General features: G+C 71.6%; 17 protein-coding genes, 1 pseudogene and 1 riboswitch. Of the genes and pseudogenes, 10 read left to right on the top strand and 8 right to left on the bottom strand.

Annotation, left to right across the window (positions count from 1 at the left end; all coding sequences use genetic code 11):
- Nucleotides 1-8 precede the first annotated feature (8 nt).
- Complete coding sequence (locus tag QQY66_RS30090) at nt 9-2,534, bottom strand: DUF5682 family protein (protein WP_301983388.1); 2,526 nt, start codon at nt 2,532-2,534, stop codon at nt 9-11.
- Nucleotides 2,513-3,664 carry an AAA family ATPase gene (locus QQY66_RS30085; protein ID WP_301983387.1) on the bottom strand — a complete coding sequence of 384 codons (1,152 nt, stop codon included), beginning with the start codon at nt 3,662-3,664 and terminating at the stop codon, nt 2,513-2,515. Before QQY66_RS30085 ends, QQY66_RS30090 begins: the two co-directional genes overlap by 22 nt.
- Before the next feature lie 133 nt (nt 3,665-3,797).
- Between QQY66_RS30085 and QQY66_RS30080 the strand changes: the two genes are divergently transcribed.
- The gene (locus QQY66_RS30080) at nt 3,798-5,153 is read left to right on the top strand and encodes an SWIM zinc finger family protein (RefSeq protein ID WP_301983386.1); all 1,356 of its coding nucleotides are present in this window, start codon (nt 3,798-3,800) and stop codon (nt 5,151-5,153) included.
- Between the two features lie 82 nt (nt 5,154-5,235).
- Nucleotides 5,236-6,891 (top strand): DUF5691 domain-containing protein, encoded by a 1,656-nt coding sequence (locus tag QQY66_RS30075; protein WP_301983385.1) that lies wholly within the window; start codon nt 5,236-5,238, stop codon nt 6,889-6,891.
- Between the two features lie 101 nt (nt 6,892-6,992).
- On the opposite strand, the gene QQY66_RS30070 is transcribed toward QQY66_RS30075, so the two are convergent.
- A complete protein-coding gene (locus QQY66_RS30070) occupies nt 6,993-7,409 on the bottom strand; it encodes a cobalamin B12-binding domain-containing protein (RefSeq protein ID WP_301983384.1) in 417 nt (138 codons plus the stop codon).
- Nucleotides 7,410-8,059: 650 nt separating this feature from the next.
- Here QQY66_RS30070 and QQY66_RS30065 point away from each other — a divergent pair.
- Nucleotides 8,060-8,923 carry a triacylglycerol lipase gene (locus QQY66_RS30065; protein WP_301983383.1) on the top strand — a complete coding sequence of 288 codons (864 nt, stop codon included), beginning with the start codon at nt 8,060-8,062 and terminating at the stop codon, nt 8,921-8,923.
- Nucleotides 8,924-9,006: 83 nt separating this feature from the next.
- Entirely contained in the window at nt 9,007-10,620 is a 1,614-nt protein-coding gene (locus QQY66_RS30060; RefSeq protein ID WP_301983382.1) for a M23 family metallopeptidase, read from the top strand.
- 41 nt (nt 10,621-10,661) lie between these two features.
- Here QQY66_RS30060 and pcrA read toward each other — a convergent pair whose 3' ends face one another.
- Both pcrA and QQY66_RS30050 read right to left on the bottom strand, forming a co-directional pair.
- Nucleotides 10,662-13,145 carry a DNA helicase PcrA gene (gene pcrA, locus QQY66_RS30055; RefSeq protein WP_301983381.1) on the bottom strand — a complete coding sequence of 828 codons (2,484 nt, stop codon included), beginning with the start codon at nt 13,143-13,145 and terminating at the stop codon, nt 10,662-10,664.
- Nucleotides 13,146-13,267: 122 nt separating this feature from the next.
- Nucleotides 13,268-14,356, bottom strand: coding sequence for a ScyD/ScyE family protein (locus QQY66_RS30050; protein WP_301983380.1), 1,089 nt, complete (start codon nt 14,354-14,356; stop codon nt 13,268-13,270).
- 263 nt (nt 14,357-14,619) lie between these two features.
- Nucleotides 14,620-14,790: riboswitch (cyclic di-AMP (ydaO/yuaA leader) on the top strand.
- 7 nt (nt 14,791-14,797) lie between these two features.
- On the opposite strand from QQY66_RS30050, the gene QQY66_RS30045 reads away from it, so the two are divergent.
- Both QQY66_RS30045 and QQY66_RS30040 read left to right on the top strand, forming a co-directional pair.
- The gene (locus tag QQY66_RS30045; protein WP_301983379.1) at nt 14,798-15,961 is read left to right on the top strand and encodes a C40 family peptidase; all 1,164 of its coding nucleotides are present in this window, start codon (nt 14,798-14,800) and stop codon (nt 15,959-15,961) included.
- 88 nt (nt 15,962-16,049) lie between these two features.
- A pseudogene (locus QQY66_RS30040) lies at nt 16,050-17,052 on the top strand (tellurite resistance/C4-dicarboxylate transporter family protein).
- Here the strand turns inward: QQY66_RS30040 and QQY66_RS30035 are convergent.
- Nucleotides 17,030-17,383 (bottom strand): hypothetical protein, encoded by a 354-nt coding sequence (locus tag QQY66_RS30035; RefSeq protein ID WP_301983378.1) that lies wholly within the window; start codon nt 17,381-17,383, stop codon nt 17,030-17,032. The pseudogene QQY66_RS30040 and the gene QQY66_RS30035 sit on opposite strands and share 23 nt — an antisense overlap.
- Nucleotides 17,384-17,797: 414 nt before the next feature.
- On the opposite strand from QQY66_RS30035, the gene QQY66_RS30030 reads away from it, so the two are divergent.
- Entirely contained in the window at nt 17,798-18,838 is a 1,041-nt protein-coding gene (locus QQY66_RS30030; RefSeq protein ID WP_301983377.1) for a C40 family peptidase, read from the top strand.
- 100 nt (nt 18,839-18,938) lie between these two features.
- Entirely contained in the window at nt 18,939-19,571 is a 633-nt protein-coding gene (locus tag QQY66_RS30025) for a hypothetical protein (protein WP_301983376.1), read from the top strand.
- 33 nt (nt 19,572-19,604) lie between these two features.
- On the opposite strand, the gene QQY66_RS30020 is transcribed toward QQY66_RS30025, so the two are convergent.
- Both QQY66_RS30020 and QQY66_RS30015 read right to left on the bottom strand, forming a co-directional pair.
- Nucleotides 19,605-20,342, bottom strand: coding sequence for a response regulator transcription factor (locus QQY66_RS30020; RefSeq protein ID WP_301983375.1), 738 nt, complete (start codon nt 20,340-20,342; stop codon nt 19,605-19,607).
- The gene (locus QQY66_RS30015) at nt 20,339-21,667 is read right to left on the bottom strand and encodes an ATP-binding protein (protein ID WP_301983374.1); all 1,329 of its coding nucleotides are present in this window, start codon (nt 21,665-21,667) and stop codon (nt 20,339-20,341) included. Before QQY66_RS30015 ends, QQY66_RS30020 begins: the two co-directional genes overlap by 4 nt.
- 143 nt (nt 21,668-21,810) lie before the next feature.
- On the opposite strand from QQY66_RS30015, the gene QQY66_RS30010 reads away from it, so the two are divergent.
- Complete coding sequence (locus QQY66_RS30010) at nt 21,811-23,343, top strand: PspC domain-containing protein (RefSeq protein WP_301983373.1); 1,533 nt, start codon at nt 21,811-21,813, stop codon at nt 23,341-23,343.
- Nucleotides 23,330-23,596, top strand: coding sequence for a hypothetical protein (locus tag QQY66_RS30005; RefSeq protein ID WP_301983372.1), 267 nt, complete (start codon nt 23,330-23,332; stop codon nt 23,594-23,596). Before QQY66_RS30010 ends, QQY66_RS30005 begins: the two co-directional genes overlap by 14 nt.
- Nucleotides 23,597-23,599 lie beyond the last annotated feature (3 nt).

Below are 23,599 nucleotides of genomic sequence, written 5' to 3'. Positions count from 1 at the left end.
GTCGGTCGTCATCTCCCCACCCCCACAAGGTCGTTGTCGTCGGCGCTCGGGTGATCGCCGTCATCCAGCCCCAGCAGCAGCCGCACCACCGGCAGCACCGCGTCCGCGCGCGCCATGTCCAGGTCGGCTGCGAACCCGGGTATCCCGGAGCCGACGGCCGCCACGCTCCCCCGCGCCCCCGGTCCGCGCCGGACCAGTTCGCCGAGGGTCCGCCGCACCCCCGGCTCGTACGCCGAGAACGTCCGCCGCAGCAGCGGCAGTACGTCCGTGAACGCCTCCGCCGGCACCCCCGTCAGCCAGGCGTCGACCAGCCCGAGCAACCGCTCGTCGTGGACGAGGAGCATCCCCCCGCCCGAACCGCCGCCGACGAACCCCTCGATCCACGCGGCCCCGTCCGCCGGTGCTGTCCCCGGCGACAGCACGAGCCCCATGAGCCGTGCCGCCTCGTCCTGCCCCAACTCCCCTTCGTCCAGCAGCAACCGCACCGCACGCCCCCGGACGACGCCGGGCACGGTGTCCCGTCCCGACAGCACCCGCAGCACCGACCGCCAGCGAACCCGCAGGTCACCGTGGCCCGGCGCGGAAGCGTCGCCCAGCAGCCCCACCGCCCCGTGCACGGCGTCCACATGGCGCCGCATCTCCTCCGCCGCGTCGGCGTCGAGCGCGGCGCACGCCGGAGGCAGGCCGACGAAGATCCGTTCGGCGAGGCCCGCCGCGACCTCGGCCAGCGCGCTGGTGTCCGTGCCGCGCACGTCGCCGTACCGCAGGGAGCGGACCAGGGCGGGCAGGGCCTGGGCGAGATGGCCGACGTCGGAGTCCAGGGCGGCCCGGTCGGCGAGGATCCGCATCACCGTGGGCAGCGCGTCCGGCAGTTCGGCCAGCAGGCACCGCTCGGCGAGCGCGGTGACCTCGGCGAGGCCCTGCGCTGCCACGGCGTCGGCTTCCGCCTTGGCGGTCGCGGCGGCGAGCACGGTCGTCCCCCACACCCCCGCCTCGGCGACCCGGACGGCCAGCTCCGGCTCCCACCGCAGCCGCCACGTCTCCCGGAACGTACCCGTACTGCCCCGCGACGCCGCCGGATCACCCCACTCGACGCCCAGCAGCCGCAGCCGGTGCAGCAGCCTGCTGCGTCCGGCGTCGGTCTCCTTGCGCAGGTCGAGCTCCAACTCCCGCTCCAGCGCCTCCGGTTTGAGCCGCAGCCGACGCTGGATCCGGTCGAGGTCCCGCTGCAACGGCACCGCGGGCGCCGACTGCGGCACCTCCCCCAGCACATCGCCCACAACCAGCCGGTCGTGCACCAGCGCCAGCGGCACGTCCGAGCCCTCGCACATCACCGCCCGTACGGCGTCGGTCGTCTCGCTCAGCCCGGGCAGTGGACGTCCGCGCATCGCGGCGAGCGTCTCCGCCAGCCGTACCGCCTCGATGACATGAGCCGAGGAGACGAGCCGGTCCTCGGCGCGCAGCAGCCCCGCGACCTTCGTCAGCCACCGCTCGACCGGCCGGTCCGGCGCGCCGAACAGATGCCCGTACCAGCCCGGCGAGTCGATGCCCGCGCCGTATCCGCTGACCCGCGCCAGCCTGCGGTGCGTCCACGGCACCCAGGTCATGTCCACCTTGACCTTGGGCAGCCCCTTCAGCAGCGCCCGGTCGGCGGAGACGGCAGCCTTCTGCCGCAGCGCGGGCACGTGCCAGGCCCCGCACACCACGGCCACCCCGTCCCCGAACTCACGCTGCGCCGACCGCACTTGGAGCCGCATATACGCCTCCCGCACGAGATCCCGGTCATGCCCCCCGGTCCCGTACACCTCCCGCAGCGCCCCCATCGCCTCTTCCAGCACGACGAACGGCGCGAACGCGTCCCTCTCCCCGACCCCGCGGTGCTCGACGACGTCCTCCCACCACCGCTCGGGGTCGTCATAACCGGCGGCTTCGGCAAGCACGGCCAGCGGGTCGACACGGACGTCTGCGACGGTGGGCGCCTGCGCCTCCTCAGAACCTGGGCCCCGCTCACCCTCGGCTCCTACATCACCGCGCGGCTCCTCCTCGTCTCCTGCGCCAGAGGCGCGACCCTCAGCCCCCGAGCCCTCCGCAGCTTCTTCGGACCTCTCTCCCTGCTCAGCAGGCCCGGCGCCCTCACTCCCGCCCCCGGCCCCGGCCTCCGCATCCCGCTCCCACACCAGCGTGTGCGTGGCCGGCAAGTCGATGAAGCGGGCCGGTACTTCGTGTTCCAGGGCCCAGCGGATCGCGACCCACTCCGGGGAGAACTCGGCCAGCGGCCAGAACGCCGAACGGCCGGGCTCGTCCACGGCGTGGGCCAGGAGGGCGACCGGTGGCCGCATCTCCTCGTCGGCGGCCAGCGAGATCAGGGTGTCGGCCTCGGGCGGGCCCTCGATCAGTACGACCCGCGGCTGGGCCGCGTCCAGCGCCGCCCGCACGGCGCGAGCCGAGCCGGGCCCGTGATGCCGTACGCCGAGAAGCAGTGGCCCTGCGGCAGCACCCCCGCCCTTGTCGTTCACGCGCTCACCTCCCGGCATGCCCGGTAGAAGTCCTTCCAGCCGTCGCGCTCGCGGACGACCGCCTCCAGGTACTCCTGCCAGATGACCCGGTCGGCCGCCGGGTCACGGACGACGGCGCCGAGGATGCCCGCGGCGACGTCACCGGCCCGCAGCACGCCGTCGCCGAAGTGGGCGGCCAGCGCCAGCCCGCTCGTGACGACGGAGATGGCCTCGGCGGTGGACAACGTGCCGCTGGGCGACTTCACCTTCGTACGGCCGTCGGAGGTGACCCCGGCGCGCAGTTCGCGAAAGACCGTGACGACGCGACGGATCTCGTCGACGCCGTCCGGCACGGACGGCAGGTCGAGGGAGCGTCCGATCTGGTCCACGCGACGCGAGACGATGTCGACCTCGGCCTCGACACTCTCCGGCAGCGGCAGCACGACGGTGTTGAAGCGACGGCGCAGGGCGCTGGACAGGTCGTTGACCCCGCGGTCGCGGTCGTTGGCCGTGGCGATCAGGTTGAAGCCACGGACCGCCTGCACCTCCTGCCCCAGCTCCGGTATCGGCAGCGTCTTCTCGGACAGGATCGTGATGAGCGTGTCCTGGACGTCGGCCGGGATACGGGTCAGCTCCTCGACGCGGGCGGTCATCCCCTCCGCCATGGCCCGCATGACGGGGCTGGGCACGAGGGCGTCGCGGCTCGGGCCGTGCGCGAGCAACTGCGCGTAGTTCCAGCCGTATCGGATCGCCTCCTCCGGCGTGCCCGCCGTGCCCTGCACGAGCAGGGTCGAGTCGCCGCTGACCGCCGCGGCCAGATGCTCGGAGACCCAGGTCTTGGCGGTGCCGGGCACGCCGAGCAGCAGCAGGGCGCGGTCGGTGGCGAGTGTGGTGACGGCGACCTCGACGATGCGGCGCGGGCCGACGTACTTCGGTGTGATCACCGTGCCGTCCGGCAGGGTGCCGCCGAGGAGATACGTGGCGACGGCCCACGGCGACATCTTCCAGCGGGCCGGGCGCGGACGGTCGTCCTGCGCGGCCAGTGCGGCGAGTTCGGTGGCGAAGGCGTCCTCGGCGTGCGGGCGCAGCGGCTCCGCTTCCTGCGCGGAATCTTGCGCGGACGTGTTCTCAGGCACTTCGACGGACGACGGTTCCACGGTCACAGACATGGCTGAGGCCCCCTCCAGCTCGGCCGGTTCGGATCTGGTGTCCACCGTGCACCACGCCACTGACAATCCGTTCTGACCTGCGCAAACGCGCTCGCCGGACCGATTGTCAGTGGTGGGATCTACCTTCGATGACATGACTCAGCAGGGGGTGCGCTGGACCGCGGACCAGGTGCTTGCACTGGCGCCTGACGCCGCGTCACGCAAGGCGGGAAGCAAACTCGGAGCGGCCGGGCCGTGGTCCGAGGCGGGCAGTTCCGACGAGGGGACGGTGTGGGGGCTGTGCAAGGGCAGTGGCAGCAAGCCGTATCAGACGGTCGTCGACATCGCGGACGCCTCCGGCCCCGCGTACAAGTGCAGTTGTCCGAGCCGCAAGTTCCCGTGCAAGCACGCGCTCGGGCTGCTGCTGCTCTGGGCGGGCGGGGACGGCGCGGTGCCGCCGGGCCGGGCACCGGACTGGGCGGAGGAGTGGCTCGCGGGCAGACGCCGGCGCACGGAGGAGAAACGGGCGGCGGGGCCGACGGGTGCCACGTCCGGGCCCGGTGATCCGGAGGCCGCCAGGCGCCGGGCGGAGCGTCGTGCCGAGCGGGTCACCGCGGGGGCGTCGGAGCTGGAGCAGCGCCTGGCGGACCTGTTGCGCGGCGGCCTCGCGGGCGCGGAGCAGGCGGGGTACGGGCTGTGGGAGGAGACCGCGGCCCGCATGGTCGACGCCCAGGCCCCAGGACTGGCCTCGCGCGTCCGCGAGTTGGGGGCTGTTCCGGCGTCCGGTCCCGGCTGGCCGGTGCGGCTGCTGGAGGAGTGCGCACTGCTCCACCTCCTCGACCAGGGCTGGCTGCGCCGCGAGCGGCTGCCCGAGGAACTGGCGGCGACGGTCCGCTCCCGCATCGGCCTGCCCGCATCGGCGGACGGCCCGCCGGTCCGGGACCGCTGGCTGATCCTCGCCCAGTACGACACGGCCGATCCGAAGCTGACGACCCGCAGAATCTGGCTGCACGGCGCCGACACGGCTCGCACCGCACTGCTCCTCTCCTACGGCGCCGCGGGCCGCGCTCCCGAACTGGCGCTGCCGGTCGGGCTGTCCCTGGACGCCGAGGTGTCCGCGTACCCCGGAGCGGGGCAGCTGCGGGCTTCCCTGGGTGAGCAGTTCGCGCCCCCCGCTCCGGCGGCGATACGTCCGCCGGGAGTGACGACGGTCCAGGCGGCCGCCCGTTACGGCGATGCGCTGCGGGACGACCCCTGGCTGGAGTCGGTCCCGGTCACGCTGGACCGCGTCATACCGACCCCGGACGGCGACTCCTGGCAGCTGGCGGACGCCGACGGGGCAACAGCCCTGCCGCTGACACCATCGGCCCGCTCCCGCGCCGGCCTGTGGCGACTCGTCGCCCTGTCCGGCGGCGCCCCCGTGAAGGTCTTCGGCGAGTGCGGCCACCGCGGCTTCAACCCGCTGACCGCCTGGCCGGAGGGGACGAGCGAGGCGGTGACGCTGTGCTGAGCCTGCATGTGTCCCGTCCCACCGGACACCCGACCTCGATGAGCCTTCAACCGCCCCACGGCACCCAACGGAAGGGAAGCGCATGAACAGGACCTCCGCTCCCGCGGATGCACCCGCGCCGAGCGTCTCTGCTTCTGCGAACACGCCCGCGTCGAGCGCCTGGGAGGAACTGGTCACCACCGCCCTGCTCGGGACCGAGCGGCGCACTCCGCCGGGTTCCGTTCCCGGCCGGGAGGCCCCGATGGCGCTGTTGGACGCGGCGGCCGTGGAGACCGTACGACGGCGGGCCGGGCTACGACCCGCGCGAGCGGCCGAGCGCCCGGAACCGGCGCCCGAGGACCCACGCCCGTACCTGCCCGCCGCCGCGGCCCGCAGGCTCGCGCTGCTGCTGGCCGACCGTCCCGGCGCGGGCGCCGGCCGCAGCAGAGGCACGGCACCGGATCTCATGGAGTTGCTGCCGCAGTGGCTCGCGAGGGCCAACATGCGCGGCTTCTCGGCGCCACCGGAGGTGCTGCCCGCGCTGCTGGACGCGGCCCGCGGCCGTACGGATCTACGGCCGGCGGCGCTGACGTTCGCGGGACCGCGGGCGATGTGGCTCGCCCGGCTCAACCCTGACTGGCGGTTCGCCCTGCGTGCGGCGCCGGGCGGGGGCGCGGCGGTGCCGGACCCCGAAGACACGGAGAAGGTGCGGGAGCTGTGGCAGGAGGGACTGTTCGCCGAGCGGGTCGCCCTGCTCGCGACCATCCGCGCCCGCGTGCCGGCCGCCGCACGCGAACTGCTCGCGACCACCTGGTCGACGGAACGGGCGGAGGACCGCCTGATGTTCCTCGACTCGCTGCGGACAGGACTGGGACCGGACGACGAGCCGTTCCTGGAACAGGCGCTGGCCGACCGGAGCCGCAACGTACGGGCGACGGCGGCGGAGTTGCTGTCGGCGCTGCCGGGGTCGGCACTGGCCGGACGGATGGCGGTCCGGGCCGGGGCGTGCGTGACCGTCGACCGTATGCGGGAGATACCGACGATCGCCGTTGAAGCGCCGCACGAGTGCGACCCCAGCATGGAGCGGGACGGTGTCGTGACCAAGCCTCCGGCGGGACGGGGTGAACGGTCATGGTGGTTCGGCCAGTTGGTGGAGGCGGCACCGCTCGGGACCTGGCCCGGCCGGCTCGGCGGACGTACGCCACAGCAGATCGTGGCGCTGCCGGTCGCGGACGACTGGCAGAGCGAGCTGCACGCGGCGTGGTGCCGAGCCGCCGTGCGACAGCGGGACGCGGAGTGGGCACGGGCGCTCCTCGGCACTCCGTCGGCACCGGAAGCCGGCGGTCCAGGAGCAGTGTCACTGGCAGAACGGGCGAAGCTCCTCGGCACGCTGGGCTGCGCCGAACGCGCCGAGTGGGTGGCCGGGTTCATCGCGGCGCACGGGCTGTCCGAGGCGTTCCAGCTGCTCGGAGTGTGCGCGGTGCCGTGGGCCACGCCACTGGGGCGGGCTGTGGTGGACGCACTCAACATCGCGCGAGACGCGGGGAGTTATCCATGGAGTTTCAGTGGGGTGATGGGGTTGGCCGAACGCTGCCTGGACCCCGGGGAGGCGGTCCGACTGGACGGCCTGGTGGCCGTACCGGACGAACCGGAGGATGCGTCACCGGGGGCCGGTGGGTACTGGGCGGAGGCGTTCCAGCGCCTGGTCACGACACTGCGGCTACGGGCGGCCATGGCGGAGGAGTTGGAAGCGGCATAGGCGGTCCGGCAGCGCCCCAAAGGGGCGCGGGGAACTGCGCGACCAGCCCCAACGGCGCCGCAGCAAACCAACGGCATATCGCGCCCCTCCCAGCGGAGCGCCTACGCTCCCGCCGGCTGCACCACGTTCTCCCTGACCCAGTCCACGATCGAAGCCGTCGTCGCCCCCGGCGTGAAGATCTCGGCAACCCCCTTCTCCTTCAGCGGAGCGATGTCCGCCTCGGGAATGATGCCGCCGCCGAAGACCAGGATGTCCTCGGCGTCACGCTCCTTCAGGAGGTCGATCACGGCGGCGAACAGGGTGTTGTGGGCGCCGGAGAGGATGGAGAGGCCGATCGCGTCGGCGTCCTCTTGGATCGCCGTGTCGACGATCTGTTCCGGGGTCTGGTGGAGCCCGGTGTAGATGACCTCCATACCGGCGTCGCGCAGCGCCCGCGCGATCACCTTGGCCCCCCGATCGTGACCGTCGAGCCCCGGTTTGGCCACCACCACGCGGATCGGACCGGCTGCCACACCCATCACTGCCTCCATGAAGCGACTACATGCATCCGTACCGATACGTACCCCACACACCGCCCCCCGTGCCGTACGAGCCTCGCATGCCGCGCGCTGAGCCGTCCGCCGCACCGAGTACGCACCCGAGCACACCGCCACAGCCAGGACACCTCACACCGCACCGGCCGGGGAAGTGAACGAACGTTATCTCCTGCATCCCGTAACCGGCAGTTTCGCGGTGCCGACCGAGGGGGAAATCACACGGTGGGACACGTTAGCCGCGCACCGTTCCGCGTCTCTGCTTCCCGAGTGCCGCAGGCCCCTGCGGCACACGGACCGTGGAGGGAACAAGCGCACAGGGAGCCGCAACGAGGTCGTCGCACCACCGCGCCGCAGGCCGCGCGCCGTGGTGGTGCGGCGCACCGACGGTGGCACGCAGGGCACGTAGGACAGGTACGGCACGACAGCGGGGAGCCTCGTCGCCACACCGACAGGGGACCTCGTCGCTTCATCGGCACCACAGGCGCGTCTTGCACCACAGGCGCACCTCAGGCCCCCGACCGCACCCGTCCCACGCGCCCCGCTGGCGCACCGTCGGCCGCCTTCGGCACGGCTTCCCACGAGGGCACACGGGGGACAGAGCCGTCCTTCCGCGTGCCGACAGGAGGTCGGCCATGAAGGTCACCAGGGCGGTAGTGCCCTTTCTTCCCCTCTGCCAGCGCCTGCTCCCCAGCAGACTGGCGGGGCTGTCCATGAACCTCCTGAAGGCGACCGCCCTGGACCTCGCCATCCTCGCGGGACACCTCCTCCTCTACCCCTCCGGCATCACCCAGGAGCGCCGCGGCCCGGGCCCCGCGCTTCCCCCGCCCGACACCGCACAGCTGCCGACGGAGGCCAAACCCCCGGTCGTCCTACTGCACGGCTTCATCGACAACCGCTCGGTCTTCGTCCTGCTGCGCCGCAATCTCGCCCAGCACGGCAGGCAGCAGGTCGAGTCGCTCAACTACTCTCCGCTGACCTGCGACATACGCGCCGCGGCCGAGCTGCTCGCCCGGCACATAGAGGAGATCTGCGAGCGCACGGGCAGCAAGCAGGTCGACATCGTCGGCCACAGCCTCGGCGGGCTGATCGCCCGTTATTACGTACAGCGACTGGGCGGTGACATTCGCGTCAAGACGCTGGTGACGCTGGGCACGCCGCACTCGGGCACCCGGGTGGCTCCGCTGATGAACGCCCACCCGATCGTCCGCCAGATGCGCCCGGGCTCGGCCGTCCTCGAGGAGCTCACCCGGCCGGCCCCCGGCTGCCGTACGCACTTCGTGAGCTTCTGGAGCGACCTGGACCACCTGATGGACCCGCTTGAGGCCGCCTGTATCGACCACCCCGACCTGCTGGCGCACAACGTGCGGGTGAGCGGCATCGGACACCTCGCCCTGCCCGTGCACCCCGCCGTCGCGACCGGCATACGGCAGGCCCTCGACACCGCACCGACAGGAGCCGAAACAGCCGCCCGGACCGGCGGCTTGACCGTGGCGTGACGTTCACTCCACCCCACACAACTTCGAACACTCTTCGAACGCAGGGCCAAACCCGCGCCCGCCGTCCCCCGAAACACGGCCGAATGCCCGTTTCCTTCAGGCGCGAAACCTGCCGAAGATTGTCGCGCCCGCGTACTGCCGGGTACAGTCGCCGCACTGCTCTGGCAGCCCCTGTTGTCGAGGCGAGAGAGAAGTTGGTGAACGAACGTCACCCGTCGGGGACCATGACCTCCCCGGCCCCGGCTTCCGATGCCTCGGCGCACTACGCGTCGTACGGCGGACAGGAAGCCCACTACGGTGACTTCACCACGTACGACGCCTACCCGGCGAACGGTTTTCCCTCGGGCACGGCAGGCATGGACACCGGCGCCTACGCCACCCCGACCTTCGACGCCAACCCGCTCTTCGGCAGCATGCCCGGCGAGAACACGGGCTCGTACGACGGCACGCAGTGGTCGACGGGCAGTCACCAGACGCTGAACTACGACGTGTACGCGGCCCAGCACCACGCCGCCTACGACACCGGCGCGTACGACACCACCGCCTGGGCCAACGGCCACCAGCCGCTCTCCGTCATCCCGCCCCAGGCCACCGGCCCCGAGGCCACCGGCCAGTGGGATTCGGGTACTTGGCTGCAGCCCGAGCAGCCTGAGCACTCCGGCGCGGCGGACCAGACCCAGCACTGGGACTGGGGCACGCAGACCTTCGACACCGGCGCGTACGACGCCACGCAGTGGAACTCGGACGGCGCCCAGCACCCGGCCGACGAGTACGAGCATGTCTCGTACGACGAACCCGCCCAGGACGAAGACGGGTCGGACCACACGGGCCTCACCGCCTCCGCCGGTGCCACTGGCTCAACCGGTGAGCTGCCCGCCGTAACACCCCTGCTCGACGGCCAGGAAGAGGCCGTCACGCCGTCCCCTGCGCCCGGCTCACGCGCGGCCGCTCGCAGGGCGGGCCGCTCCCGCCGCCGTACGCCCGCCAAGCGCTCCGCGCTGCTGACGGTCGCCGTGCCGTCGGCATGTGTGATGGGTGTCGCGGGGATCGCCGCCGCATCCGTCGGCACACTGACCGACGACGGCGGTGACACGTCGACGACCGCGTCGGACACGAAGTCCGTCAAGCCGTCCACCGCGAACAACAAGCTGGACACCCAGCTCGAGAGCCTCACGGCCGGTGCCGACGACTTCGCCGACCGGGCCAGCCGGACGCAGGAGCGCATCGACCTCAGGGCCCAGCAGGAGGCCGAGAAGAAGAAGGCGGCGGCGGAGGCGGCCCGCAAGGAGCGGCTGCGCCCGAAGTACGCCCTGCCGGTCGCCCAGCACGGGCTCAGCGCCTACTTCGGCCAGTCCGGCATCAACTGGATGTCCATCCACACCGGCATCGACTTCCCGGTCTCGTACGGCACGCCGGTGATGGCCGCGACCGACGGCACCGTCCGCACGGAGTGGAACAGCTCCTACGGCAACATGATGATCGTGACCGACAAGGACGGTACGGAGACGTGGTACTGCCACCTCTCCACCTACGCCGTCTCGTCCGGTACGACCGTGAAGGCCGGCGACGCGATCGCGTACTCCGGCAACTCCGGCAACTCGACCGGTCCGCACCTGCACTTCGAGGTGAAGCCGTCCGGTGGCTCCGCCATAGACCCGCTGGCCTGGCTGCGCAGCCACGGGCTGGACCCGACGTAAGTGCCTGCGGGCCCCCGCGGTTCAGCGAGGGCCCGACTCCGTCAGAGCTTCTCCACCGGCGCGTAGCGCAGCAGCAGCCGCTTCGGCTTGGTGTCGCCGAAGTCGATCGTGGCCTCCGCGTTGCCGCCGGTGCCCTTGACCGCCATCACCGTGCCGAGACCGAACTGGTCGTGGGTGACCCGGTCGCCGACCGCCAGCGCGACCACCGGTTTCTCCGAGGTCCGTCGCGTGGCGAAGCCGGAGGCGCCCGATGCCGACGAGCGGGAGCGGGACGAGGACAGCGAGGCGGCGACGCCCGACACCGGGCCCGCCGGGGCCGCGGAGGGACCGGTCCGCTTCCAGTCCACGTGCTGGTCCGGGATCTCCGCCAGGAAACGCGAGGGCGGGTTGTACGACGGCTGCCCCCACGCGCTCCGCATGGCGGACCGCGTCAGATAGAGGCGTTCCCGCGCGCGCGTGATGCCGACGTACGCCAGGCGCCGCTCCTCCTCCAGCTCCTTGGTCTGGCCGAGGGCGCGCATGTGCGGGAAGACGCCGTCCTCCATGCCGGTCAGGAACACGACGGGGAATTCGAGGCCCTTGGCGGTGTGCAGGGTCATCAGGGTGATGACGCCCGCGCCTTCCTCGTCCTCGTCGGGGATCTGGTCGGAGTCGGCGACCAGGGCGACGCGCTCCAGGAAGTCGGAGAGTCCGCCCGCGGCCTCGCCCTCCCCGGCCTCCTGCTCGAACTCCAGGGCCACGGCCGCGAGTTCCTGGAGGTTCTCGATCCGGGTCTCGTCCTGCGGGTCGGTGGAGGCCTGCAACTCGGCGAGGTACCCGGTGCGTTCGAGGACGGCCTCGAGGACGGTCGCGGGGCCCGCGCCCGACTCGACGATCGTACGGAGCTCCTCCATGAGCACGTTGAACCGCTTGACCGCGTTCGTCGACCGGGCGGCCATGCCGTACGCCTCGTCGACGCGGCGCAGTGCCTGCGGGAAGCTGATCTTCTCGCGCTGGGAGAGGGCGTCGATCATCGCCTCGGCGCGGTCGCCGATGCCCCGCTTGGGCACGTTGAGGATGCGGCGCAGCGGGACCGAGTCCTCGGGGTTGGCGAGCACGCGCAGGTAGGCCAGGACGTCCCGGACCTCCTTGCGCTCGTAGAAGCGGACGCCGCCGACGACCTTGTAGGGCAGGCCGACGCGGATGAAGACCTCTTCGAAGACACGGGACTGGGCGTTCGTACGGTAGAAGACCGCGACGTCGCCGGCCTTCGCGTCGCCCGCGTCCGTGAGGCGGTCTATCTCCTCGGCGACGAACTGCGCCTCGTCGTGCTCGGTGTCGGCGACATAGCCGGTGATGCGCGCGCCCGCGCCCGCGTTGGTCCACAGGTTCTTGGGGCGGCGGGACTCGTTGCGCTCGATGACGGCGTTGGCGGCGGTGAGGATCGTCTGGGTGGAGCGGTAGTTCTGCTCCAGCAGGATCGTCGTCGCGTCCGGGTAGTCCTCCTCGAACTGGAGGATGTTGCGGATGGTCGCGCCGCGGAAGGCGTAGATCGACTGGTCGGCGTCACCGACGACGCACAGCTCGGCGGGGAGCAGGTCGTGCTCGTTGGGCGGTACGTCTTCATCGTGCTCACCGGTGCCGACGAGTTCGCGTACCAGGGCGTACTGCGCGTGGTTGGTGTCCTGGTACTCGTCGACCATGACGTGCCGGAAGCGGCGGCGGTAGTGCTCGGCAACGTCCGGGAAGGCGCGCAGCAGGTTGACCGTCGTCATGATCAGGTCGTCGAAGTCGAGGGCGTTGGCCTCGCGCAGGCGCGACTGGTACATCGCGTACGCCTGGGCGAGGGTTTTCTCGAAGCCGTCGGTGGCCTGGGCGGCGAAGTCCTCCTCGTCGATCAGCTCGTTCTTCAGGTTGCTGATCTTGGCGCTGAAGGACTTGGGCGGGTAGCGCTTGGGGTCGAGGTCCAGGTCGCGGCAGACCAGGGCCATCAGGCGCTTGGAATCGGCGGCGTCGTAGATCGAGAAGGATGACGTGAAGCCGAGCTTCTTCGACTCGCGGCGCAGGATGCGTACGCATGCGCTGTGGAAGGTCATCACCCACATCGCGTTCGCGCGCGGGCCGACGAGTTGCTCGACGCGCTCCTTCATCTCGCCGGCGGCCTTGTTGGTGAAGGTGATCGCGAGGATCTGGCCGGGGTGCACCTTGCGCTCGCCGAGCAGGTACGCGATGCGGTGCGTCAGCACACGCGTCTTGCCGGAGCCGGCGCCGGCCACGATGAGCAGCGGGGAGCCGGAGTGGACGACGGCCGCTCGCTGGTTCTCGTTCAGCCCGTCCAGGAGCGCGGCCGGGTCCACCGCCGGGCGGTGCGCGCCGTCCCGGTAGTACGCGTCCCGGTCCGGCGGCGCGTCGAACTTCCCGCCGAACAGATCATCCGGAATCGGCTCCGGCACATGATCGTCCTCGGGCGGCGGCGGGGGTTCCTCCGCATGGGCCCGAGGGGCCTGGAGGTTCGCCAGGAAGCTGTCGTCAAAGAGGCTGCTCATCGCTCTCCGAGTTTAGGGCGCCCCACTGACAGCCCGCCGCCGCCCTGAGAACATCGCCGATTTCCAAAGCCCCAAGGGTCTCAGAGTTCGCGAAGTTCCGGGTCCGCGAAGTTCCGGCCGGCTCAGAAGCCGAGGATCTTCCAGACCTGGCCGCCCGGCGTCTTCCCCTGCCCCAGATCTGTTCCGTCCCGGTCGGCGACGGACCAGGCCGAGACATAGACCTTGCCGTCGTACGGGTCGACGGCCACGCCCGCCGGGAACGGCACCTTCACGTTCGTCCGCTTGCCGTGGGAGACCTTGGTGACGACGCCCGCGAAGAGCTGGCTGACGTACAGGTCGCCCTTGTCGTTGACGGCGAGGCCGGTGATCGAGCCGAAGCCGGACTTCCAGCCGAGGATCTTGCCGGTCCAGGGGTCGACCTGCCACACGCGCGCGGTGGGCTTCTCGGTCTCACCGTTGAGCTCGCCGACGTAGAGCTTTCCGTCGGGGCCGAGCGCCAGGGAGGTGGGGACGGACTGGTTCTTGTCGTGGTCCGGGAAGACGGTGAAGGGGCGGGCCCGGCCTGACGGCGAGACCTCGATCAGGTCGTTGCCTGCGGCGTCCGCGACGATCTTGCGGCCGTCGGGGAGCGCGAGGACGGCGTACGGGTTGGACTCCACGGATGCCTTGTGCGGATTGTGCTTCAGCTCCACGGCAGCGATGTCCGCGGCGATCTTCGCCTTGCCGTGGGTGATCTTCAGCAGCTTGCCGAGCTTGTTCCAGGGCGGGGTCGTGGGCACTCCGGCCTCCGGCGGGGCGAAGGTCTCCACGCCCCAGACCTTGCCGTGCCGCGCGGAGACCCCGTCGACGCCGGTCGCGAAGCCTCCGTCCGGGGCGGCGGCCGAGGGCAGTCCCTGCACCACCCTGTAGTGCTTCCATGCACCCCCGTTCCAGTAGATCTTGGTGACGGCCGACGAGAGACCGATGCAGGTCTCGCCCTCCGGCCCCTCCCCGATGCATTTCTTGCCGCCGCGGCCCGCCTCGGCGACGTACAGGCGCCCGTGGTCGTACGACAGCTGGCGTGGATTGTCGAGGCCCTTCGCGATCACGCGGACGACGGGTTTGCCGCCCGTGCGGCCGTCCTGTCCGGCGCCTGCGCTCGCGGGTGCGATGCCCGCGGTGGCGGTGAGTGCGACTCCTGTGGCGATGACGAGTGCGGTGCGTTTCCTCATGGCCGTACCCCCTCTCAGCCGCCACGGCTCCCGACCGTGGCTGGCTGGAAGCTACCGCCCCGAAGCGGGCGGACGAGGCCACTCCGGACAAAATACGAACAACTCGCCGCAGATCCCTCCATATTGACCACGGGGAGCGATGCCCTGGGCTAAGGTCACGAAAATGTATCGGGCATATCGCCCATCAACCTTCACAGGGGCCACACGAGTTGGCTAGCGTTCCTCCAGGCCGCACGACCCCTACCGGCGAACGTCGCCGGGCCGTACGGCCTCCGCCGAGTCCGGCGCGCCCACGGGGCGGACCGGAGCCGGGGACCCACCGAACTTGGGGTGAATCGACCGGACTTCCCTCGGGAAGCGGTCGTAGGGCAACCCTTCCGAACCACCCGCCCGAACCCGACAGCTAACTCGGTAGGCGGAAGATGGAAGGAGTCGCCTCCCTTGGCGTCGCACCGCAAGTCGCGTCCTTCGGGTTCGCGCGTCGCAGGCATACGGACCCCCGCCCTCGCCACGGCGGCCCTCACCTCCGTGGCCCTGCTGTCCCAGTCGGCCAACGCCGCTCCCGCGGCCGACGACAAGCCGAGTCTCGAAGAGGTCGAGAAGAAGGTCGGCGACCTCTACCGCCAGGCCGAGTCGGCGACCGAGAAGTACAACTCGGCGAAAGAGAAGACCACCAAGCAGCGCAAGCGCGTCGACACCCTCCTCGACGACGTCGCGCAGCGCACACAGAAACTCAACGAGGCGCGCGAGGAACTGGGTTCCTTCGCCTCCGCCCAGTACCGCACCGGCGCCTCCGCCCCCGACACGGCGACCTTCCTGCTCGCGGACACCCCGCAGGACTACTTCGACCAGACCCAGCTGATGAGCCGGATGACCGGCCGTCAGAAGGAGGCGGTCGACGACTTCGTCACGCAGCAGTCCGCGACGATGGAGAAGCGCCGGGAAGCCACCGCGAGCCTCGAGACGCTCACCGAGTCGCAGGGCGACCTGAAGACCGCCAAGACGACCGTCCAGCAGAAGCTGGCCGACGCGCGCGAGCTGCTGTCGAAGCTGACCGCCGAGGAGAAGGCGCGGCTCGCGCAGATCGAGCGGCAGAAGCAGCAAGAGGCCGAGCGCAAGGCCGCGGAACTCGCCAGGCAGCAGGCCGCGGCGGAGGCGGCGGCCCAGGAGGCGGCGCAACAGCAGCAGGAGAGCGGCACCGGCACGTCGGAGTCCTCCGACACCTCCGTGGCCGACTCCTCGTACGCCGCCAAGGCCGAGAAGGTCCTCGCCTTCGCCCGCTCCACGATCGGCAAGCCGTACGTCTGGGGCGCCACCGGCCCCGGCTCCTACGACTGCTCCGGCCTCACCCAGGCCGCCTGGAACGCCGCCGGCATCTCCCTCCCGCGCACCACCTGGGACCAGGTGAACGCCGGCACGACCGTCTCCCTCTCCGCCGCCCAACCCGGCGACCTGGTCTTCTTCTACGACGACATCAGCCACGTCGGCATCTACATCGGCAACGGCATGATGATCCACGCACCGAAGCCGGGGGCCTATGTGCGCGAGGAGTCGATCTACTACGACGGTGAGTCGTCGATCCACAGCGTGGTACGGCCGGCCTGAGGGGACAGGGACGCGGCACAGGGGGTTTCCGTACGCACGCGCGCGTGCCCCGCTCTCAGGGCGCGTGCCGCTCCCTACCATCGGGCCCATGCCCCGCCCCTCTCCCCTCCGCGCCTGGTGGGCACAGCGCTCGCCGGCGGCCGGTGCCGCCGTGATGGCGACCGGCGTCATGTCGGTCGGTCTGCATCTGACGGGGTACGAGGTCCTGTCCCGTATCGCCCTCGCGGTGGCCTGCGCGGCGTGGCTGGGGCTGGCCGCGGACTTCGCCGTACGGCTGCTGCGGCAGCGGGAGAGGTGGGTCGCGGAGGCGGCGACGCCGGGCGCGCTCACCGCCGTGGCGGCGACGACGGTCCTGGGTACGCGTTTCTCGGCCTGGGCCGGCAGCCGCTAGCCGAGGCGCTGCTCGCGCTGGCCGCCGCCGTGCTGTGGCCGGTGCTGCTCTTCGCCGTCGTACGGCACTGGCGGCGGCGTATGCCGGGCGCGGTGTTCCTGGGCTGCGTGGCCACGCAGGGACTCGCGGTGCTCGGCGCCACACTGGCTGCCGCCGAGGGGCGGCCTGGCTCGCGCGGGCGGCGATGGTGCTGTTCTGGCTGGGTCTTGTGCTGTACTGCGTCGCGCTGGCCTGCTTCGATCTGCGGCAGGTGGCCGAAGGGGCCGGTGATCACTGGGTCGCGGGCGGCGCACTCGCCATCTCCGCGCTCGCCGGGTCGAAAATCGTCGCCGCCGACAGCGCGGCCCTGTACCTCTGGAACGACGACAACGACGGCGTCCTGCGCTTCATGACCGCCGTGGTGCTCGTGCTCGACCTGGCCTGGTACGCCGTCCTGCTCGTCGCCGAGTTCGCCCGCCCTCGGCTGGGCTACGACGTGCGGCGCTGGGCGACCGTCTTCCCGTTGGGGATGACGGCGGCGGCGACGCTCTCGGTGTCCTCCGCCCTCGATGTGCCGTGGCTGGAGGGGCTGGGTGAGGTGCTGCTGCGGATCGCGGTGGCCGCCTGGCTCGCGGTCGCAGCCGGGGCGATCACTGCCGCGCGGGCCGCCGTCACCTCCGCCGCCGCACCGCAGGACGTCAGGTCCACAGCACCGCGATGAAGACGTTCGCCGTGGTCAGCAGTCCGACCAGGCCGAACAGCGGCTTCTCCACCTTCTCGTCGTCGCGCTTCACATAGACGAGCCCGAGGATCACGACCAGCAGCGCCAGCTTCACACCGATCTTGACGTTGTTGACGGACTGGTCGTCGGCCTGGTTGAGGCCGACCAGGATCGCGCCGGTGACCAGCATCGTCAGCGCGCCGTGCAGCATCGCGGGGACGAAGCGGGCGGTGCCCTGGCCCATCGCCTTCATCTGGGTGAAGAAGCCGCCGAGCAGGGCGGCGATGCCGATGATGTGCAGGCCGACGAAGAGATGGATGAGTACGTCCATGAGGCCGGAGCCTAATCAGAGACGTACGCGGCACATGACACCGGCCCGCCCTTCGCACGGAGGGTGCATATATGCGGTCCATAGCAGCCCGCCATCCCCGGGGGTCCCGGAATCCGCACTTCGGTCACCACACTGCGTGAAGTCGACGGCCCCGGAACGGGATCACGATCACTTACGGTCACCGCGCGGTCCGCTCGCGTCAGTTCCGCGCAATGCGTTACCCGTCCGACACACCCGGGTTTAGCGTCCTCCCCCAGGTGACCGGCTCCCCACCGCCGCCCGGGCCAGGGGCGGCAGTCGATCACCCGCCGAGAAGGTCCGGCGGCGGTCAGCTCCCCCTGTGCGGGCCGCCGCCGGACGCAGAGCCGCCGCGCCCACGCACCGGCGGTCGTACGAAAGGACGTGCAGGTCCACGTGGCAGCGCACCGCAAGCCCCGACAGCGTTCGACCGGCGGCACCTCGGTCCGTACGGCCGCCACGATCGCCCTCGCGGGCGCCGCGACCGCGACCGGCCTGGACGGGACCGGGCACGCGGAGCCGGAGCTGACGCCCGCTCAGGTCAAGGCGAAGGTGGACAAGCTGTACCAGGAGGCGGAGGTCGCCACCGAGAAGTACAACGGCGCGAAGGAGAAGGCGGAGGCGACCGAGCAGCGCCTGCGGGACCTGCGGGACGAGGCGGCGCGCAAGACGGACGGCCTCAACTCCGAGCGGGCCGCGCTGGGTTCGATGGCGGCGGCACAGTACCGCGACGGCGGCCTCGACCCCGCGCTCCAGCTCGCGCTCTCCGCCGACCCGGACGGATACCTCCAGGGCGCCGAGTTCGCCGAACGTGCGGGCAGCCGTCAGGCCGCGTCCGTCGCCCGCGTACGCAAGCAGCTGCGCGAGATCGAGCAGCTGCGCGGCGCCGCGCACATCGAGCTGACCTCGCTGTCGTCCCGGCAGGCCGAGCTGAAACGGCACAAGAAGACGGTCACCGGCAAGCTGGACGCGGCCCGGCGGCTGCTGTCCGAGCTGACGGCCGAGGAGCGGGCCCCGCTCGCGGACACCGGCCGCGCCTCACGTACGGGCGCACGGGACGGCCTGACAGGACCGGTGACGGCGCCCAACGCCCGTGCGGCCTCCGCCGTTTCGTACGCCTACCAGAAGCTCGGCAGCCCCTATGTGTGGGGCGCGACCGGTCCCGACGCCTTCGACTGCTCGGGCCTCATGCAGGCCGCGTACCGCTCCGCGGGCATCTCCCTGCCCCGTACGACCTACGCCCAGATCGACGCCGGCCGCCGGGTCTCCCGCGCCGAACTCCTCCCGGGCGACCTGGTGTTCTTCTACTCCGGCATCAGCCATGTCGGCCTCTACGTCGGCAACGGCCGGATGATCCACGCCCCCAACCCCTCGGCGCCGGTACGGCTGGCGCCCATCGACGAGATGCCGTTCGCGGGGGCGACGCGGGTGGCGTGAAGGTGTCCGCCGGCACACCACAGGGCGTGGCATGCCCACGTCGGCACGGTAGCGTCTGCGAAACGCTTCGTACGACGTCCCGTGCCCCGAGAAGGTGTCGATGCCGCGCTCCCCACTGCCGCCGCCTCCCCCACCGCCGCACAGCAGGATGTGGCCGGACCGGGCGGCCTTGCTGGCGGACCGGTGGCGGGCGCTGGAGGAGTTGCGCCGGTGCAGCATCGGGGTCCACCGGGTACTGCTGCTGTGGCTGCTGGCGCTCTCCGCGATCATCGGGTGGGCGCTGCTGGTGATCCCGCTGCAGCAGCTGGAGGAGCGGGATCCGCTCGGCTTCCTCCTCGGCCCCGTCTTCGCGCTGCTCGGCCTCGCGGCCCTGTCCCCGTCGGTCATCACCCTGGCCCACGCCATCCGCCGCGACCATCGAATACGGCAACTCCTCGACGCCTGGCTGCAGTTGGACAGCGACCCGGCGACGGACGCCGGTCTCCGCTCCCCCGGCCTCAGCCTCTTCTGGCTGCTCTCCTCCGTCGCGCTCTGCGTGATCGGCCTGTGGGCGTCGTTCGCCTCAGCGGTCGGTGCGGAGCCGGACCGCACGCGCTACAGCGATGTCGCCCTCGACATGGGCATCGGCACGATCCTGTGGCTGACGGGTCTGATAGGCGTGATCAAGGCCGTACGGCACTACCGCTGGGCCGTGCGGGCACTGGGCCCGGCGCCGCGGCCGGGCCACCACTGAACCGCGGCGCTCTCGTACCGCCCCCGTCCGTGGTCAGACCAGCCGCCGTGCCGTCGCCCACCGGGTCAGCTCATGTCGGTTGGACAGCTGAAGCTTCCTCAGCACCGCCGAGACATGGGACTCGACCGTCTTCACGGAGATGAACAGCTGCTTGGCGATCTCCTTGTAGGCATAGCCACGGGCGATCAGGCGCAGCACTTCGCGCTCGCGCTGGGTGAGGCGGTCGAGGTCCTCGTCCACGGGAGGGGCGTCCGTCGAGGCGAAGGCGTCCAGGACGAACCCGGCGAGCCTCGGCGAGAAGACCGCGTCGCCTTCCTGCACACGGAAGATGGAGGCGACCAGGTCCGTTCCCGTGATCGTCTTCGTCACGTATCCTCGCGCGCCGCCCCGGATCACGCCGATCACGTCCTCCGCCGCGTCCGAGACGGACAGGGCGAGGAAGCGGACGGGCTGCTCGGTGTCCGCCATCAACGGGGCGCAGCGGCGCAGCACTTCGACCCCGCCGCCACCCGGGAGGTGCACATCGAGGAGAACGACCTCGGGCCGGGTCGCGGTGATGACCGTGACCGCCTGGTCGACGTCCGCGGCCTCGCCGACGACTTCGACGCCGGTCTGCTCGGTCTGTCCGATCTCGGCCTGTACGCCGGTACGGAACATGCGGTGGTCGTCGACGAGGACTACACGGACGCGGCGCTCGCCGCCGCCCGCCTGGGCGGACTCGGCCGACTCCGCCGCTCCCGCCGTACCGTTTGCCTCGGTCGGGTCGCTCATGTCGTCTTCTCCGCCCTCTCCATCTCCAGCTCGACCTCCGTGCCGCCGTCCGGCACCGGACGCAGCCGGGCCGAACCGCCGTTGCGCTCCATGCGGCCGATGATCGATTCTCTGACACCCATACGGTCGGCGGGTATCGAGTCGAGATCGAAGCCCGGTCCGCGGTCCCGGACGGACACGAAGACCGTCTTCCCCTCCACTTCGGCAAAGACCTGGACGGCGCCGCCCTCGCCACCGTACTTGGCGGCGTTCACCATCGCCTCGCGTGCGGCCTGCATTTGTGCGCCGATCCTCTCGTCGAGCGGGCAGTCGCCGACCACGACGACCTCTATGGGGACGCCGTGCTTGTCCTCGACCTCGGCCGCGTTGCGCCGCACGGCCTCGGCGAGGGTGGTGGGTTCGTCGGCCTCGTCCTTGCCGGTGCCCTCGGGTTTGTAGAGCCAGGTGCGCAGATCGCGCTCCTGGGCACGGGCCAGGCGGCGCACCTCGTTGGCGTTCTCCGCGTTGCGCTGGATCAGGGTGAGGGTGTGCAGCACCGAGTCGTGGACGTGCGCGGCGACTTCGGCGCGCTCCTGGGCGCGGATGCGCATCAACCGCTCCTCGGACAGGTCCTGGGTCATGCGCACGAGGTAGGGACCGGCGAGGAGCGTTATCCCGACGAGGACCGCGAGGGCCGCCTGCAGGACCGAGCCGAGGTGGGCGGCGGAGCCCTGCAGGACGAAGATGCCGGAGACGCCCGCGGTGACCAGCAGCACGCCGCCCACGGCCCGCAGCAGGTTGAGCGTGCGCTTGCGGCGGCCGACCTCGACCCAGCGGGCCCGGCGGGCGTTGTCCGCCTGGCGCCAGACGAGGGCGACGCCCGCGCCGACGAGCACGGCCGGCAGGAGATACGCCTGGGCGCCGCTGCCCAGATTCACACTGCCGACGAAGACCATGGCCACGACGACCATGAGGAGCAGGGCGACGATCTGGCCCTTGTCCGGCTTGCGGGCGACGAGTCTGCGGCGGCCGTCGGGCGAGGTTTCCGTGCCGACGAGGGAGGGGGGCCGCTGGGCTTCGACGCCGCCGACGCCGAGCGGCACGAAGAACCAGAACGCGGCGTAGAGCAGAGCGCCGAGGCCGTCCGCCATGAACAGGCCGACGAAGACCAGCCGCACCCAGATCACAGGCAGCCCGAGATGCCCGGCGAGCCCCCGCGCCACGCCACCCAGCCAGCGTCCGTCACTGCTGCGGTAGAGCTTGCGCGGCGGCCGCGGTTCTACGAGTGGCGCTGCTGCGGCTTCCGGCATGCCATCGATGTTCACACGCCCGGACGGCCGAGGCATCAGGGTCGACCCCCGAGACTCCCCTGATCTTCGAAACCCGCCCCCGTCGAACGCTTCCCCGCCCCCGGCTCAGGGCCGATATCAGGGTCCGGCCAGGGTCGTTCCGACTCCCGCCGAGGCACTGCGCCCGTCACCATGGACTCATGACAGATCACCAGCACGCCGCGACGGGTCCGGGACCCGGCTCCGGCCCACGCCCCACCCCGGGCACCGGGCAGGACGCCGCCCCCGCCGCGGACGCGCCCGGCGCAGAGGGAAAGGAGCCTCGCGCGTACGAGAAGGGGGGCACGCAGCCGCCCGGGCCGACCACGGCATCCGAAGCGAGCGACGCACCCCGCCCACCGACCGACGCGCTCGGCCAGCCCGCGGATGTGTCCGCTCAGCCGGCCGACGTCCCCGGTCCGCCCCACCGCTTCCGGCGCGATCGGCCGCACAAGATGCTGGCGGGGGTGTGTGCTGGGCTCGGGCGGCAGTGTGACATGGATCCGGTGATCTTCCGGATCACCCTGGCGGTGCTCTCCGCGACCGGTGGCCTCGGTCTCATCTTCTACGGCTTCGCCTGGCTCTTCGTCCCGTACGAGGACGAGGAGCAGAACGAGGTGCGGAAGCTGCTGACCGGCAGGGTCGACGGCCAGGCGCTGACGGCCGTGCTGTTCGCGCTGGTGGGCTGCGGGGTGTTCCTGACCCTGCTGAACAACGGCGGGGTACTGACCTTCGCCGTGGTTCTCTCCCTGCTCCTCGCGGGCGCCGCCTACTGGTCCCGGCACCGCGGCACCCCCGACCCCGACCCCCTGGCCGCCCAGGCAGTCGCGGACGCCCCGCCGGAGGCCCAGGCCCCGCCCGTCCCCACCGCCTACCCGTCCTGGTGGCGCGACCCCATCGTCAAGGACGGCACGCACGAGGGCGGGACGGGCTATCTCTGGGGCCCGGGGGACTCCCGCGCCCGCGACATCGCGGCTGCCGTCAACATCGGCCTCGGCCCATGGGGCGACAGCCCCGACGACATACGCCGCCGCCCACCCGTCAAGGCACCGCGTCCGCGCGGCCCCCGCTGGATCGGCGGCTGGGTCTTCCTGCTCGCCCTCCTCGCCGGCGGCCTGGGCACCCGCCTCACCTGGGACGAACACCCCCTCGGCACCAGCCTCCAGACCGGGCTCGCCTGCGCGCTCATCGTCCTCGGCCTGGGCATAGCAGTCAGCGCGTTCCTGGGCCGCACGGGAGCCGGCTCGGTCTTCCTCGCGGTCATCACCGCGAGTCTGCTCGCCGCTGCGGCCGCGATACCGAAGGACATCAGCACGCAGTGGACGCAGGAGACATGGCGCCCCACCGCGGTGGCGGACGTGCGGCAGCACTACAAGCTGGGCACAGGCGTCGGCACGCTCGACCTGACCGGAGTGCCCCTCACCAAGGGCCGAACGGTCGACACGGGCGCCGACGTCGGCGTGGGCCGGCTGAAGGTGATCGTGCCGAAGGACGTGACCGTGAAGGTGACCATCGACGTGGGCGTGGGCGACATCCAGCTGCCGGGCGACAAACAACAGGACGTGGACGTGGAACCGGGCCGACACAAGGAACTGACCCTCACACCGCCCTCCGGCACCAAGAGCACCGGCACACTCGACCTCGATCTCCGCGTCGGCGTCGGACAGGCGGAGGTGAGCCGTGCTACGTCATGAGGTCCAGCCCGGCCGACTGGTCGCCGGCGCCTTCCTGACCCTCGCGGGCATCATCTACGCCGGCGACGCGGGCGGCGCCTGGGAGACACCGTGGTTCGCGGTGATACCGCTCGTCATGGTCGGCTTCTGCCTGGCAGCCACGGTGGGTGGTCTGACCCGTGGCATACGCCGCCGCAGACGCCGAACCGGCGCGCCCGGCCCGACGGAGGCCCAGCCGGAGGCACCGAGCCAAAACCCCACGCAGGCCGGCTGAGGG

It is taken from the genome of Streptomyces sp. DG2A-72, assembly GCF_030499575.1.
GTDB lineage: Bacteria > Actinomycetota > Actinomycetes > Streptomycetales > Streptomycetaceae > Streptomyces.
The sequence above is the reverse complement of the archived record's forward strand: the minus strand, read 5'-3'. Positions and strand labels throughout refer to the sequence as shown.